This window comes from Alishewanella longhuensis (assembly GCF_014653435.1).
Lineage (GTDB): Bacteria > Pseudomonadota > Gammaproteobacteria > Enterobacterales > Alteromonadaceae > Alishewanella > Alishewanella longhuensis.
The window spans coordinates 125,248-139,502 of record NZ_BNAO01000002.1 but is presented as its reverse complement, the minus strand read 5'-3'; the positions used below and the strand labels follow the sequence as shown (position 1 = coordinate 139,502).

19 protein-coding genes and 2 pseudogenes are annotated in these 14,255 nt (G+C 48.8%); 15 read left to right on the top strand and 6 right to left on the bottom strand.

Features of this window, described 5'->3' with window-relative positions:
* Positions 1-8 precede the first annotated feature (8 nt).
* Positions 9-536, bottom strand: a pseudogene (locus tag IE163_RS04630) (transposase); the annotation flags it as partial.
* Between IE163_RS04630 and IE163_RS04625 the strand changes: the two are divergent.
* Positions 525-674: a hypothetical protein gene (locus IE163_RS04625; RefSeq protein WP_189430718.1), complete on the top strand. Its 150-nt coding sequence runs from the start codon at positions 525-527 to the stop codon at positions 672-674. The pseudogene IE163_RS04630 and the gene IE163_RS04625 sit on opposite strands and share 12 nt — an antisense overlap.
* Here the strand turns inward: IE163_RS04625 and IE163_RS17745 are convergent.
* Positions 613-831: a hypothetical protein gene (locus IE163_RS17745; protein WP_229833432.1), complete on the bottom strand. Its 219-nt coding sequence runs from the start codon at positions 829-831 to the stop codon at positions 613-615. The two genes, IE163_RS04625 and IE163_RS17745, sit on opposite strands and share 62 nt — an antisense overlap.
* Before the next feature lie 278 nt (positions 832-1,109).
* On the opposite strand from IE163_RS17745, the gene IE163_RS04620 reads away from it, so the two are divergent.
* The 3 genes from IE163_RS04620 to IE163_RS04610 are packed head-to-tail and all read left to right on the top strand — an operon-like array spanning position 1,110 to position 2,021.
* Entirely contained in the window at positions 1,110-1,373 is a 264-nt protein-coding gene (locus IE163_RS04620) for a hypothetical protein (RefSeq protein WP_189430716.1), read from the top strand.
* Positions 1,345-1,548 (top strand): hypothetical protein, encoded by a 204-nt coding sequence (locus IE163_RS04615; RefSeq protein ID WP_189430714.1) that lies wholly within the window; start codon positions 1,345-1,347, stop codon positions 1,546-1,548. The genes IE163_RS04620 and IE163_RS04615 overlap by 29 nt, the downstream gene beginning before the upstream one ends.
* A 50-nt stretch (positions 1,549-1,598) precedes the next feature.
* Positions 1,599-2,021: a hypothetical protein gene (locus IE163_RS04610; RefSeq protein WP_189430712.1), complete on the top strand. Its 423-nt coding sequence runs from the start codon at positions 1,599-1,601 to the stop codon at positions 2,019-2,021.
* Between the two features lie 160 nt (positions 2,022-2,181).
* On the opposite strand, the gene IE163_RS04605 is transcribed toward IE163_RS04610, so the two are convergent.
* The 4 genes and pseudogenes from IE163_RS04605 to IE163_RS04590 form a co-directional block, all read right to left on the bottom strand.
* Complete coding sequence (locus IE163_RS04605) at positions 2,182-3,138, bottom strand: DMT family transporter (protein WP_189430710.1); 957 nt, start codon at positions 3,136-3,138, stop codon at positions 2,182-2,184.
* 135 nt (positions 3,139-3,273) lie between these two features.
* Positions 3,274-3,444, bottom strand: a pseudogene (locus IE163_RS04600) (PepSY domain-containing protein); the annotation flags it as partial.
* 80 nt (positions 3,445-3,524) lie between these two features.
* Positions 3,525-3,725 (bottom strand): hypothetical protein, encoded by a 201-nt coding sequence (locus IE163_RS04595; RefSeq protein ID WP_189430708.1) that lies wholly within the window; start codon positions 3,723-3,725, stop codon positions 3,525-3,527.
* Between the two features lie 273 nt (positions 3,726-3,998).
* A complete protein-coding gene (locus IE163_RS04590; protein ID WP_189430706.1) occupies positions 3,999-4,202 on the bottom strand; it encodes a tautomerase family protein in 204 nt (67 codons plus the stop codon).
* A gap of 313 nt (positions 4,203-4,515) precedes the next feature.
* Between IE163_RS04590 and IE163_RS04585 the strand changes: the two genes are divergently transcribed.
* From IE163_RS04585 to IE163_RS04535, 11 genes are all read left to right on the top strand, one after another.
* A complete protein-coding gene (locus IE163_RS04585) occupies positions 4,516-5,355 on the top strand; it encodes an SPFH domain-containing protein (protein WP_229833431.1) in 840 nt (279 codons plus the stop codon).
* A gap of 12 nt (positions 5,356-5,367) precedes the next feature.
* A complete protein-coding gene (locus IE163_RS04580) occupies positions 5,368-5,550 on the top strand; it encodes a type II toxin-antitoxin system antitoxin (protein WP_189430702.1) in 183 nt (60 codons plus the stop codon).
* Positions 5,551-5,713: 163 nt separating this feature from the next.
* On the top strand, positions 5,714-6,883 hold the full coding sequence (locus tag IE163_RS17740; protein ID WP_229833430.1) for a methyl-accepting chemotaxis protein: 1,170 nt from the start codon (positions 5,714-5,716) through the stop codon (positions 6,881-6,883).
* A 17-nt stretch (positions 6,884-6,900) separates the two neighbouring features.
* A complete protein-coding gene (locus IE163_RS04570; RefSeq protein ID WP_189430700.1) occupies positions 6,901-7,269 on the top strand; it encodes a response regulator in 369 nt (122 codons plus the stop codon).
* A complete protein-coding gene (locus IE163_RS04565; RefSeq protein ID WP_189430699.1) occupies positions 7,266-7,571 on the top strand; it encodes an STAS domain-containing protein in 306 nt (101 codons plus the stop codon). Before IE163_RS04570 ends, IE163_RS04565 begins: the two co-directional genes overlap by 4 nt.
* Positions 7,571-9,595: a chemotaxis protein CheA gene (locus tag IE163_RS04560; protein ID WP_189430697.1), complete on the top strand. Its 2,025-nt coding sequence runs from the start codon at positions 7,571-7,573 to the stop codon at positions 9,593-9,595. Before IE163_RS04565 ends, IE163_RS04560 begins: the two co-directional genes overlap by 1 nt.
* Before the next feature lie 25 nt (positions 9,596-9,620).
* The gene (locus IE163_RS04555) at positions 9,621-11,255 is read left to right on the top strand and encodes a methyl-accepting chemotaxis protein (protein ID WP_189430696.1); all 1,635 of its coding nucleotides are present in this window, start codon (positions 9,621-9,623) and stop codon (positions 11,253-11,255) included.
* An 11-nt stretch (positions 11,256-11,266) separates the two neighbouring features.
* Positions 11,267-11,839, top strand: coding sequence for a chemotaxis protein CheW (locus IE163_RS04550; protein WP_189430694.1), 573 nt, complete (start codon positions 11,267-11,269; stop codon positions 11,837-11,839).
* A complete protein-coding gene (locus tag IE163_RS04545) occupies positions 11,775-12,671 on the top strand; it encodes a CheR family methyltransferase (RefSeq protein WP_229833429.1) in 897 nt (298 codons plus the stop codon). The genes IE163_RS04550 and IE163_RS04545 overlap by 65 nt, the downstream gene beginning before the upstream one ends.
* A 76-nt stretch (positions 12,672-12,747) precedes the next feature.
* Positions 12,748-13,170: a chemotaxis protein CheD gene (locus IE163_RS04540; protein WP_189430692.1), complete on the top strand. Its 423-nt coding sequence runs from the start codon at positions 12,748-12,750 to the stop codon at positions 13,168-13,170.
* Positions 13,167-14,210: a protein-glutamate methylesterase/protein-glutamine glutaminase gene (locus IE163_RS04535; protein WP_189430691.1), complete on the top strand. Its 1,044-nt coding sequence runs from the start codon at positions 13,167-13,169 to the stop codon at positions 14,208-14,210. The genes IE163_RS04540 and IE163_RS04535 overlap by 4 nt, the downstream gene beginning before the upstream one ends.
* Positions 14,211-14,255 lie beyond the last annotated feature (45 nt).

Sequence of the window (14,255 nt, the reverse complement as noted above, 5' to 3'; positions counted from 1 at the left end):
AGATTTAGCTAAGCTTGGAATGTGTGGTTGGGGTTACGCTTACCCTGTTTCTCTACTTTTTTAACTAATTCTTTTTCTGGATTCAGCGTTGTCGGCCCCACAGGTGTGCAGTTCCGGACTTCGCGGTTTCCCCAGCGGCTTGGATTTGCTGCTTTCGCCGCTTCAACCCGTTCTTTGCGTCGCGCCAGTATCGCAACGTCCTGACCGGTATGACGTTGGTGTGGTGTCACGAAACGCAACTTACTGTGTTTATGCTCGTAGTTGTACCAGCGCGTAAATTTCAACACCCAAGCTCTTGCTTCATCAAGGCTTTTAAAGCCTGCTGATGGCCAGTCCGGCCGGTATTTGCAGGTGCGGAACAGTGACTCTGCAAACGGATTATCGTTACTTACCCGAGGTCTGCTGTACGATGTGGTCACGCCAAGTTCATACGCTTTCATTCGCATGGTTTGCGATTTCATTGGCGCACCGTTGTCTGAATGCAGTACCACACCACTGTGTAAGCACTTTTCCCGGATAAGCGTTTGCTCAAGCAGCTTATCGAAGAGCTTTCTACTATTGCGCTTACAGAATATGATGCGCAAGTCAGCTATGAGGTTCGTGCCGCCCGTGCTACTGCCTCGCAAGGTTTAGCTTTGCTTGATGAATTGGATAAGTTGGAAACAGCAGGCTAACAAACCAGCTGCCCAGCTGCCACAGCAAATACATTAATAACAGCGGAAATAGCAGGGTTTTCAGGCTGTATACCACGATGAGCTGGATCAGCTTTTCTACCATATAGTCGGAGAAGCTGCGCATCGCGCCCAGCATATCAGTGGCTTTGGCGGCCATTAGTATTCACGATATCAGGGTTGAGATAAAGCGGGCGGCGGCACAGTAGTTTAAGTTCGCTGAGAGATTAACTGCAGACGGCAAATCTGCCGTGATCCTGAGCCTTGCCAAGATTTCGACTCGGGTACGGTTAACCTAAAAAAGCGTAATATTTCATTAAAAAAACACGCCTGCTTATTTTGTTTTACAGCTTTTCCCGGTTGTAGTAAGGTCTGGCCGATTAGCGTTAATAATAGTTAACGCTGTAGATTGGGAACTTTTACAACCAAGGAGCTGTGATGACTATGTTACGGACACTTTCCCGTCTGCCTTCACCAAAATTCGATCAACAATTAGCTACCGGTGATACTCACCTTGACCAGTATCTGCAGGCTCTGGACGCTGAGCTGGTGGGGGCCAAAACAACACAACGTATCGAGTCCCTTGAACCGGGTGAGGCATTAGAGGTTTTCTCGCCGCCCGCCAGTAAAACCGCCGCCGCAATTTTTATGCTATTGATGCTGCTGGTTGGTAGTGCCGCTTACGCGCTTAGTGGCCGTTGAGCCAGCCCCTGGCTGGCAAGCCTGGTTTCGGATTGGTTTTGGCCAGCGTTATATTTTGCATTTTAGCGATGCCGGCGGCGGCAGTATTAAAACCTCGCTGATATTAAATCATGAGATGCATAATAGTGAGCAGTTACTGACCTTGTTACAGCAGAAAGTTAAACAAGTTAGCTGATTATTTTTGTCAGATAAGCTGATGTTGGGAGCTTTTAAGGGAGTGGTATTTTGGCAGGAATAGATTTTAGTCGTTACAGTGTAGAAGAGTTGCGCCAGGCACAGGAAAGTATCGACGCTGAACAATATCCGGAAAATTATGCCCGCTTAATGGCTGAGCTGGCGAAGCCGGAGCGGCAGCAACAAGAGCAGGCAGAGTTGCGCGCACAGGAAATAAAGAGTCATGATGTGAAAATGGTATTAGGTCGCACTTTTTTGGTGATAACGGGTATCGGTACATTTTTTATGGCTTTTAGTTTTCATAGTGACGGGGTGATTACAGGCAAGTATGGCCGCGTTATCGTAAGGCTGGCGGATAATCCGGTGGGATTTTATTTTGGTCTTGTTGTTACTGGCATTGGTGGTCTCAGTATGTTGTATGCGGGGCTTACCGGCAAAGGTTTAAAAAAGAATAGTAATAGCCAAAACCTGTAAATAGTTCAGCATTAAAACCTATAAGTGGTGCAGCATTAAAACCTAGAGAACACGTTAGGAGATTTTATGCAGGCATTAGAGACGGCAAGTGTATCGCAAGATATTGTGATCTTTACGAAGTTACTTGCCGCCCAGCTGAACAGGTCTTTTTAAACTTGATTTAGGTTTTTTCAAGCTCTGCATCCTCTGCCACTTGCATGGTATCAGCATTAGCAGCCAGTGGGGCCAATTGCTGCTCGACTTTAGTAATTGCCTGCGCGACCATTTTTGCCGGTTTATGCCGTAGTGCCAGCATTAGGCCAGTGAGCATAATCAGCAGCACGCCAGCGCCTTGTAACAAACTTAACTGTTCGGCAAAGAGCAGCCAGCCGGCGAGAATGACGGTTACCGGTTCCAGATAGGCTAGGGTGGCATAAACGCGGGTGGGTAAATGCTGCAAGGCGACAATGGCACAGTAGATTGCTAAAAAGCCTGGGAAGATGCCGGCTAGTGCAATCCACAGCAGGCTATCGCTGGTCGGCAGCGCCATACCACTTAAAAACGGTAGTACACAGCAGGCGCCGATCAGTAACTGATAAAAGGTACGTTGCAATTGCGAGTGGCCAGGCTGTGGCCGGCGGTTTAACAGCAAAAAGCCACTGTATGCCAGTAGCGACAGTAGGCCAAACACTAAGCCGGGCAATTGCGCCGCATCCAGCACCAGTTGAAATTGGAACTGCTGTAGCATGGCAAAACCCAAAAAGGATAGGGCGATAAGGCCAGTATCGGGTAAATCCAGTTTTTCCTGCAGCAGCCAGTGTGCCACTGCAGCCGATAGCGGCGGCGCCAGATAGACCAGCATAATGGCATTGGCCAGGCTGATATATTGGATAGCACTAAGAAAGCACAACATAAAGCTGGCTAACAGCACACCGTTTAACGCAATTCGCCAGTCGGGTTTAGTCTTTAGCACCGCCAGTTTGCCGCTAGCTAGCAATAACAACAATAGGCACAGTGCGCCAACGGCCAAACGATAAAACGTCAGTTCGGCGGCAGCCAGGCCACTAAGCCTAGCAATCACCCCACTACTGGCCATCGCCACTGCCGACACCAGCGCCAGCAGCATATAAAAACCCATGACTTACCTCAAATAATAAAAGCAGCACACTCGATAAAATTATGCCGGTTTTCAGTGGGGTTTACGAGCGGCGCTTTTAAGCTTCTTTTAGCGTTAGATCCTGAAGGTTTAGCAGGTTTGCTTTCTTAGTAAGATTTATCGGTAAAATTTACGTCTTGGTGGAAAGCGTTGCCAAAGTAACACTAAACCAGTAAGGGTAAACAATAGGGCAGCTGCGGCAGTTGAGATAAGCAGTGGATTATTAAAGTTACTACGATCTTTATAATCCATAATATGCAGCATCCAGAAAAAATCGAACAATCGCCATAGCTAAACCGCTTAAAAATCAGCAAAACACTTGCACAACCAGCACTAATCCCAGCCAATTATGCAGTTGCCGACAAAGCTTACTCATTGCTGGCCTTTACCCGTTCTTCGACTGTAGCCGTGTTAATTTCTAATTTAAAATACTCCGTGGTGACTGAGCGGCCAGGCATAGGGACTTGCACTTCGCCCTGTTTTAGTTGCAGTTCGGCAGCAAATGCTGTGCTAAGCAGGGTGCTACTTAGGGTGAACAGAAGGGGCAATGGTAGTAATAACGATCGCATGATGTGGTCTATTGTTTTATTAAAAACTTAAAAGTAAGTTAATGATAAAAGGAGAGATTAACAAGCCTTTCAGTAACTACTGCGACATTATGTCGCAGCAGTTACTAACATATAAACCTTTGGTATCAGAGCGCCCTATGATCAGATTATCGGCCCGATGGGCGTGCTCGGGTGGTGGTATTTATATTAGTGCCTGGGATCTGGCGCGTTTTGGTTATCTGTTTTTACGCGAGGGGCAGTGCTCATCGACAAGCCTTCGTTTATGCTATCAGGCTAGTTCTGCTGCTGGCGCTTCCATTCGTCAGTGAGCAGACCGGCAAACCCCCAGTTTTCCTCAGCAATTTCTTGGATCACAATATGGGTATACTCGGGTTTTTTGCCGAGGATCCGCTGTAGTGACGCTGTGACTTCTTGCACCAGTTCGGTTTTTTGCTGTTTACTCGCACCCGCGGTGATTTGAATATTTACATAAGGCATTAATATAGCTCCTGAGTTAGCATAATTTATTGGTGGTATCGACACCGGATGCAAGCTGATACACCCGTTGCACTAGATTCAAATTTTCGCCTGCTCCTGCCAGAATACCGCCATCGATATTGATTTCAGCTCCGGTGAGGTACAGGCATTCATCTGAGGCCAGCAGCACCGCATTGTTATGGACTGTTCATTTCAAGTCAAACCACCTCACTGGAAAAAATAGGAGTAATTCTCCTTGCTTTTTACGCGCATTAAATTAAATTGATATTAAATCGATATCAATTTGAGAGAGGGTTTTATGCTGCAGGAGCGAATGATTAACAGTAAAGGCGGTTTTGGCATGATAGGGCTGCTGTTGTTACTGCAATTAATAATGTTGGCCGCAGTAGCCTTTATGCCAGGCATTGTTAAAGCGCTATTTTTAGTGGCCACAATAGTCGTCTTTGTGTGCTGGTTTGGCTTTTATATGGTGCAGCCGAATCAGTCGGCAGTGTTGCAGTTATTTGGCCGTTATGTCGGCACCGATTTAAATAATGGTCTGCGTTGGTCTAACCCTTTATATAGCAAACAAAAAGTGTCGCTGCGGGTGCGAAACTTTGAAAGCAGCAAAATGAAGGTCAATGACAGTGCCGGTAATCCGGTGGAAATTGCCGCTGTAGTCGTGTGGAAAGTGGTCGACAGTGCTGAGGCTGTGTTTGAAGTGGATAACTACGAAAACTTTGTCAGCATTCAAAGCGAGTCGGCCATCCGCCATTTAGCGTCCAGCTATGCCTATGATGCCGGTAATGACCAGGCTATTAGTTTACGTAGCAGTACGGATGAAGTGACTGAGCTGTTGAAAAATGAAATTCAGGCACGGTTAAATAAAGCAGGGGTGCAGGTACTGGAAGCGCGCATTAGCCATTTGGCCTATGCCCCGGAGATTGCCAGTGCCATGTTACAGCGCCAGCAGGCCGCAGCCATTGTCGCGGCACGTCAGCAAATTGTGGAAGGTGCCGTTGGCATGGTGGAATCAGCCTTACAACGTTTATCAGAGCGTAACGTGGTAGAACTGGACGACGAGCGTAAAGCCGCTATGGTAGGTAACTTGCTGGTGGTATTGTGCGGTGATCATCATGTGCAGCCGGTAGTTAATGCTGGTAGCCTATATTAGTAAGGGGCTGTTGTGACAAAAAAAGCCTTTGCCCTGCGCGTAGATGACAAGGTGCTCAGCGCCTTGCAGCGCTGGGCAGATGAGGAGTTCAGAAGCGTGAATGGCCAGATAGAATATCTGCTACATGATGCCCTGCGCAAAGCCGGGCGATTACCTGCAAAAAAAACTGAGGACACAGACCAAAAGACAGAATGACTGGCCGCAACACTTACCCTTAGTCACTGATGTGGTCAGACTAAAGTTTGTAGGCCGCCCCCTACTCAACAGCGACCACTGCCTTACCTGAAAATCGTCCAGCACCGACTATTTCACTCCCCACAATCAGCAGATAATCACGGCTCCAAAGCAGGAGTACGACGTGACGACATTTGATGATTTTCCCACTTTTAAGCTGAATAGCCTTATCGCCTTACCGCTGCTAGTTGCCGCTGTTGTATTGCCGTTGCTGCTAGCCCAGGGGGGGGCATGGGTTGGGCTTATTGGTTTGCTGCTGCTGTGTTCAGCACTTTATGGCTGGTGGCTGAGGCGAACTTTTTTACTAAGGCTGCAGGCGTTACAACGCCAGATGATTGAGCAGCGTGATGCACATCAGCAAACACTGAATCCTTATCAGCAAGCCTGTATGGACGTAGGTGCATTGTTACTGCCTGTTTGGCAACAGCAAATCGAATCAGCACGTCAACAAACTGAACAGGCCATTACCACTTTAGCGCAGCAGTTCACCAACTTGTCGCTGAACGTTGGCCATTCGATGACTATGTCTACACAGGTAGCAGATTCACTGCAAGGGGGGCTGGGCAATACCTTTAGTCAGGTTGAAGTGGATTTAGAGACTGTGGTTAGCTCGCTAAAAAAAGCACTGCAAGATCGCGATGGCTTACTCAACCAAATTGATGGACTGGATAGCTTTGTTGATGAACTCAATGCTATGGCGAAAGATGTTGCCGAAATTGCTGGCAAAACCAATCTACTGGCATTGAATGCCGCTATTGAAGCGGCGCGGGCCGGTGTTCATGGGCGTGGTTTTGCAGTTGTCGCCGATGAAGTTCGCAAGTTGTCTTCGCTTTCAGCAGACACAGGTGGACGCATTAGCAAGAAAGTGCGCTTTATCGGTGATGCAATTCGCGCGGCAGTCAATGCGGCGCAAGCATCTCGTGGCCGCGATGGTGCAGCTGTGCAGACATCGGAAGCCACTATTCAAAAGGTACTGCAACAGTTTCGTGAGCAGGCGATGTCGATGCTGGGGACTGCAGAATCGCTGCGGCAAAGTAACGCAGAAGTGCAAGCGGAAGTGGATGCATCCATTGTCCAGTTGCAGTTTCAGGACCGTGTCAGCCAAATGCTTTGCCATGTCAATGACAGTATTCGCGGCATGACTGAGCGCATGGGTAGTGGTCACGCCGAAGATCTGGATATTGCCTTAGCGCTGCAGGAACTGGAAGCCTCTTATGCCATGACGGAAGAGCGTGATAATCACGCTCGGCGCAGCAGCAAGCCCTTGGCTAGTGCTGATATTACCTTTTTTTAATCTAGGAACAATGAGCTATGACAAAACGTATTCTGATTGTTGATGATTCGGCCTCAATCCGACAAGTGGTGGCACTCACCCTGAAAAGTGCTGGCTTTGAGGTCATTGAGGCTTGTGATGGCGTTGATGCGCTTAAAAAAATCAAAGGGCAGCGCGTACATCTGATGATATCTGACGTGAATATGCCCAACATGGATGGGCTGACATTTTTGAAAGAAGTCAAGTTGTTACCTGAGCACCGCTTTACGCCGGTAATCATGCTGACCACTGAATCTGCTGACGATAAAAAAGCACAGGGTCAAGCTGCTGGCGCAAAAGCCTGGATGGTAAAGCCTTTTCAACCGGCACAGATGTTGGCAGCCGTCAGCAAGTTAGCGCCGTTATGAGTTATTTTTGCCATTTTAATGCTGAGCAAGGCTGCTTGCGTGTGCAGGGCGAACTTACCATCTACCAGGCCAGTGCCACATTGCAAGCGTTTCGTGCTGCCTGCGCTTCGATGCAGTTAACGCAACTGGATCTGTCGCAGGTAACAGACTTTGATAGTGCCGGACTGCAGTTGTTGTTGGCACTTAAGAAATCAGCCCCTGAAGTACAACTGCGCCATCATAGTGATGCGGTGATCAAAGTGCTTAGCTTAACAAATTTGATGACAGAGCTTGATCTGGATCCGTTGTCAGGAGGCGTTTAATGAATATGGAACTGGCTCTACAGACTTTTTTTGATGAAAGTCGCGAATTACTAACGGATATGGAGCGCATTCTGCTGCAACTGGAATCTTTTCCTGGCGATGCCGAGCTGCGCAATGCCTTGTTTCGTTGTGTGCATACTGTGAAAGGATCTGCCGGTATCTTTGGTTTTCAGCATGTGGTCAGTTTTACTCATGTAGTCGAGAACGTGCTGGATAGATTGCGTACCGAAGAAATACATCTGAGTCAGTTATTGGCGGATCTGCTGCTGCGTTGTCGGGATCACATTAGTTTACTGGTGGATATCGCTGATCCTGAAGATGCTGTGCGTTTAGCATCGGCTAGCCAGCGTCTTTTGACAGAGCTGGGGCCCTTTCACTCAGTGACGCCGCCGCAGACACCTCAGGCTGTGGTTGCTGATAGCCACCAGCAGCATCAATGGCGTTTGTCGGTTCAGATTGCTGCAGATGCCTTGCGTTTCGGTATGGATCCGCTTGGCTTTATTGGTTATCTCAGCCGTTTAGGGCAGTTGCAGGTGACCACCTCTAGCCAAGCCGTACCCTGTCTGGCAGAGCTTGAACCAGAAAGCTGTTACTTAAGTTTTGAGCTTGCTTTGACCACTGATGCCAGTGAAGCGCTGATAAAAGAAGCCTTTGAGTTGGGTAATGATCTCTATCAGGTGCAGCTTGAGTGTGTTCAGTCGGCACAGTTGGCAAAGCTGTCTGCTGGCCCCCCTAATGACTCATCACCGGAGCTGCTGGCGCGGACCATTGATAAAGACGCTGGCCAGGCACATCGGCGTAAACCGCCGGCACAGCACTTTCGGGTGCAGGCAGATAAGCTCGATAGGCTCATCAACCTTGTTGGCGAACTGGTGATTGCATCTGCATCAGTATCCTTAAATGCCGGGCACAGTGGTGATGCCGTATCACGCGAGTCAGCGGCTAACCTGAATTTATTGGTAGAAGACATTCGCAATAGCTCTCTTGAGTTACGCATGGTCGCTATCGGTGAAACCTTCCAGCGCTTTCAGCGTGTGGTGCGGGATCTGTCAGCTGAGATTGGTAAAGACATTCAGCTAGACATTACGGGAGCCGAAACGGAACTCGACAAGACAGTGGTGGAGAAGATTGGCGATCCGCTGATGCATCTCGTTCGCAATGCCTGTGACCATGGTATTGAGTTACCAGCAGTACGTCAGCAAAAAGGCAAGTTAGCTCAGGGGTTGGTGCAGCTGAATGCCTATCATGAATCCGGTGCCATTGTTATTGAAGTGAATGATGATGGCAATGGCTTGAATCGTCAGAAAATTCTGGCAAAGGCTAAAGAAAAGCACCTGCTGACTGGAGACGGGCATTTGTCAGACAGCGAGGTTTTCAATCTGATTTTTGAACCTGGATTCTCAACGGTTGAACAAGTGACTAATTTGTCAGGCCGCGGTGTCGGTATGGACGTGGTGAAACGGAATATTGAGGCACTGCGAGGCAGCGTGGAGCTGATTTCTCCCGGCACTCTGGGCGGCACTACCTTTCGTATACGGTTACCGCTGACTCTGGCCATTATTGATGGCTTTTTGGCACGGGTTGGCGATGCGACCTATGTGGTGCCACTGGATCTGGTGGTGGAGTGCACTGAGTTACCCAAAGCCTTGTGTAATGCAGATGTTGTCAGTACCAGCCATTACATTAACCTGCGCGATGAAGTCTTGCCGATAATTCTACTGCGTGAGCACTTTATGCAGCCCGGTACCTCAGGGCGCCGTCAGAATATCATTGTTGTCCGCCATGGCGCTCATAAAGTGGGCCTGGTCGTTGATGAGTTGCTGGGGGAGCAGCAAACCGTCATTAAACCCCTTAGCGGTATTTTTAGTCATGTAAAAGGCTTGTCCGGCTCTACCATTCTGGGGAGCGGTCAGGTGTCATTGATTCTTGATGTGCCAGCGTTACTGCAACAAGTCAGTCAGCGCGAAGATAGCCTGGATCGGAGTAACAACCGACACGTCCGTGCCCCTTTGGCGGCGTGTTAACTAGTCAGTTTTGTTGGAGAATATTATGTTTAAGAATTTACGTGTGGGTGTTCGCCTTGGGATTGCCTTTGGCACTGTGCTATTGCTACTGGCTATAGTGTCTGCTGTTGCATCGGCTCGTTTTGCCACGCTGGATGCTATGGTTAATAATTTAGCCGGTCCTCAGGCAGAGCGCCTGATGCTGGGAAATAGTCTGATTTATTATACTCAAAATAGTGGTTTAGCGTCTCTGAACTTATTGATGATGGATGACAGCAGTACCGCTGCAGAAGTGACCAACTTATACAAACACATTGAGCAACGGACCGCAGAAGCAACTAAAGCCGCCAGTCGTCTGCAATCCTTGCTGGTCACTGAGGCCGGACATCGCATGTTCGACAAACTCAATGCGGATCGGGAAGCCTTTCTGACCAGTCGCAAGGCAGTCTTTGATTTACTTGAGTCGGGCGACAGAGCAAGTGCAGTACGTTATTGGCGCAGCGAGACCCGTGGCTTACTTGCCAGCTACATTGTTAGTATTCAGAGTTTTCTTGAGTATCAGGACACTTTGGTACAAAAAGCCAGTAATGACACCACGGAAATGGTTAAGAGCGCAATTATGATAGTGATAGCGCTGTCGGTTGCTGCTTTATTACTGGGTATTGCTTTTGCCTGGCTGATCACACGTGGCATCGTTGCTCCACTGACCACGGCTGTGCAGGCTGCCCGGCGTTTGTCAGAAGGAGATATGACTGTCGAGCTCAAGGTAAACAGTAAAGACGAGACAGGGCAGTTATTAGGCGCAATGCAGGAGATGGTGACCAAACTATCTCAGGTGATTAGTGAAGTGCGCTCAGGTGCCGACAATTTGGCGTCAGCATCTGAAGAAGTTAACGCGACTAGCCAGTCTTTGTCACAAGCCTCCAGTGAGCAAGCCGCCAGTGTCGAAGAAACCAGTGCGTCGATGGAGCAAATGACCGCCTCCATCAGCCAGAATACCGAAAATGCCAAAGTCACTGATGGTATGTCTAGTAAGGCGGCAAAAGAGGCGGTTGAAGGTGGTAAAGCGGTCAGCCAAACGGTGCTGGCGATGAAGAGTATTGCTGAAAAAATATCGATTATTGATGATATTGCTTATCAAACCAACTTGCTGGCACTAAACGCAGCCATTGAAGCGGCGCGGGCTGGCGAACACGGTAAAGGCTTTGCCGTAGTGGCCGCCGAAGTGCGTAAATTGGCTGAGCGCAGCCAGGTTGCTGCCCAGGAGATTGGCGAAGTGGCTAGCTCTTCGGTTGAGCTTGCTGAGCGTGCGGGACGTTTGCTGACTGAAATGGTGCCATCGATTCAGAAAACTTCTGATCTGGTGCAGGAAATCTCTGCCGCTTCGCGAGAGCAGTCCACCGGTGTTTCGCAAATAAATAGTGCGATGGAACAACTGAACCAGATCACGCAACAAAATGCCTCAGCGTCGGAAGAGTTGGCGGCTACCTCTGAAGAAATGTCTGCGCAAGCTGAGCAGTTGCAACAAGCGATGGCATTCTTCCGGGTGGCAGAAAGCGACATGGTTAAGCTAACCAGACCTGCCCCAAAAACCAGCGCAACACAGAAGCCGAAAAAGCCACAGGTGAGAAAGCTTGGCCTGGATGAGTTTATTGATGAGTCTGCTTACGTAAAATTTTGATAGGGGGCCTTATGAAGCAGTCGAAACGCAATGATGTCGTTGTTATGCAAACTGAACAGGCGAATGAACAGCAATACCTGACGTTTCAGCTGGGGCAGGAAATGTTTGCGGTGGGTATTTTACATATTCGGGAAATTATCGAATATGGCAATTTGACTACAGTGCCGTTGATGCCGGACTTTGTGAGTGGGGTGATTAACCTGCGCGGCAGTGTGGTGCCTGTGATCGATTTATCGATACGTTTTTCCCGCGGTCAGAGCCAGCTCAGCAGACGGACATGCATCGTTATTTTGGAAGTGGATAGTGCAGTTAGTTGCGCTGCAGATAGCGGCAGTGAGGTTTCAGCGCTTCAGGAGGTCGGTATTATCGTAGATGCGGTGTCTGAGGTGCTTGAAATAGCGCCGAAAGATATTGAACCGGCACCGACCTTCGGGACGCGGTTAAGAGCCGAGTTTATAGCGGGTATGGGTAAAGTTGACGGTGCCTTTGTTATTTTGCTGAACGTGCAAAAAGCATTGAATGTTGAAGAAATGGCTAAGTTGGCCAGTGTTGTTGAGCCATTGGAACAAAGTCATTATGGTTGATTTAGTCGCACCGCTGCAGACCTTGACTGAGCCTGAGTTTCGCGATTTTCAGCGCATGATCTTTGCTGTGGCTGGAATTCATATGCCGGATAGTAAGCGCACTATGGTGGCTGGCCGTCTGGCCAAGCGACTTAAGGCGCTGCAACTGCAAAGCTATGGTCAATACTGGCATTATGTAGAACGACAGCGGGAAGAAAAACAAATCGCTGTCGATTTGTTAACGACTAACGAAACCTATTTTTTCCGCGAACCGGGGCATTTCGAGTTTTTGCAACAGCAGGTACTGCCTGCTTATCGTGCTGGTAACACATTACGCTTGTGGAGTGCTGCCTGTTCCAGCGGTGAAGAAGCTTATACCGCGGCCATGGTCATTGCTGAAGTGCTTGGCACAGCGCCATGGCAGATTGTCGCTTCGGACATCAGTACTCAGGTATTGACACAGGGCAGCCGGGCTTGCTACCCGATGTCCCGTTCGGAAAAGATCCCAGAGCTTTTGCTGAAGCGTTATTGTCTGCGTGGTACTGGTGAGGCTGAAGGTAGTTTTAAAGTGGTCGCGAAACTACGAGAGCGAGTGCAGTTTGCGCAGATTAACTTAAATAAAACGCTACCCGATATAGGGCTATTTGACGTGATTATGCTGCGAAATGTGATGATCTATTTTAATCAGGAGACCAAACGGCAGATTGTCAACCGTTTGCGCAGCCGTTTAAAACCTGGTGGTTACTTTATCATTGGTCACTCTGAGACCCTCAATGGCTTTCAAAGCGACTTACACGCGATTAAGCCGTCTGTATACAGGGCTCCTATATCAGGTACTGATTATGATAAATAAAGAGATTTTCATTCACCCCGGCGAGTGGTGCTTTGATGACACAGCTATCAGGGCAAAGACCATACTGGGGTCCTGTGTGACAATTACCTTGTGGCATCCTAGCCTGAAAATTGGTGGTCTTTGCCATTTCTTGCTGCCTGACTGTTCAAAGCCTGAAGCAGCAGATGCCCGTTATGCCAAGGTTGCCATGGCGCTGATGATAGAAGCGATTGTGCAGCGTTCAGGCAATTGTAAAGAGTATCAGGCGAAGGTATTTGGTGGTGCTGATATGTTTGACTTATGTTGGGGCGACATGGCAGTCGGTGCCCGTAATGTGGCATGTGCACGTCAACTGCTGGAGCACTATGGTATAGCTATAGTGGCCGAAGATGTGGGTGGTGACTGCTATCGGCAATTGATTTTTAATAGTGACGATGGCTCAGTGTGGTTGCGTAAAGGTGTGCGCTATACCATGCCTGATACAGACAGCAACCTCTTTGCGCCGGGTAGTCTGTTATGAGCGGGCAAATTAAGGTGTTTATCGTTGATGATTCAGCGGTGGTACGCCAGGTATTAACACAACTGCTTAGTGCTGATGCCCAAATCAATGTGATTGGATCTGCGCCTGATCCGATTTTCGCCTTGCAAAAGATGCAAGCAAATTGGCCAGATGTCATAGTGTTGGATGTAGAAATGCCAAGAATGGATGGTATTACGTTTTTACGTCAACTGATGCAGGAGCATCCGACGCCGGTAGTGATTTGTTCTACATTAACAGAGAAAGGCGCTGATACCACGCTTCAGGCGCTGGCGAGTGGCGCTGTTGATATTATTACCAAACCCAAAGTTGGTTTGCGTGATTTTCTGGAATCCAGCAGCCAACACATGCTGCAGGTGGTTAAAGCGGCCGCTCGCGCCAAAGTCAGAGCCTTGGCGTCAGGGGCTTTGCGGGGGCCGCTTGCTTTAAAAGTAGCCAGCATGCGGTTGAGCCATACCAGTGAAAAGGTGGTTGCACTAGGTACTTCTACAGGCGGCACTCAGGCGCTTGAGGTGGTTTTGACCCAGATGCCGTCAAATTGTCCGGGTATAGTGGTAGTTCAGCATATGCCTGAAAAATTTACCGCAGCCTTTGCCCAGCGCTTAAACAAACTTTGTTATTGTGAGGTACGAGAAGCGGTTGACGGTGACAAAGTGACAGCAGGGCTGGTATTAATTGCACCTGGTGGCTTGCATATGCAGCTTCGTCGCAGCGGCAATTATTACCGGGTAGCTGTAGGTGACGGCCCTGCCATTAATCGACACAAACCTTCAGTGGATGTGCTGTTTCGCTCAGTGGCGAATGTCGCTGGGGAAAATGCCATCGGTATTATTATGACCGGTATGGGTGATGATGGCGCCAATGGTTTACTGGCGATGCGTCAGGCGGGGGCTCATACCATTGCGCAAGATCGTGATAGCTCAGTGGTGTTCGGCATGCCACGTGAAGCCATAGCAAGAGGTGCGGCGATAGAGACTCTACCATTGGCCAGTCTGGCGCAAGCCATAGTGCAACAACGCTGACATTCTTATGGAAGCTGCTAGTCTATACTAGAGACCACTTGATTA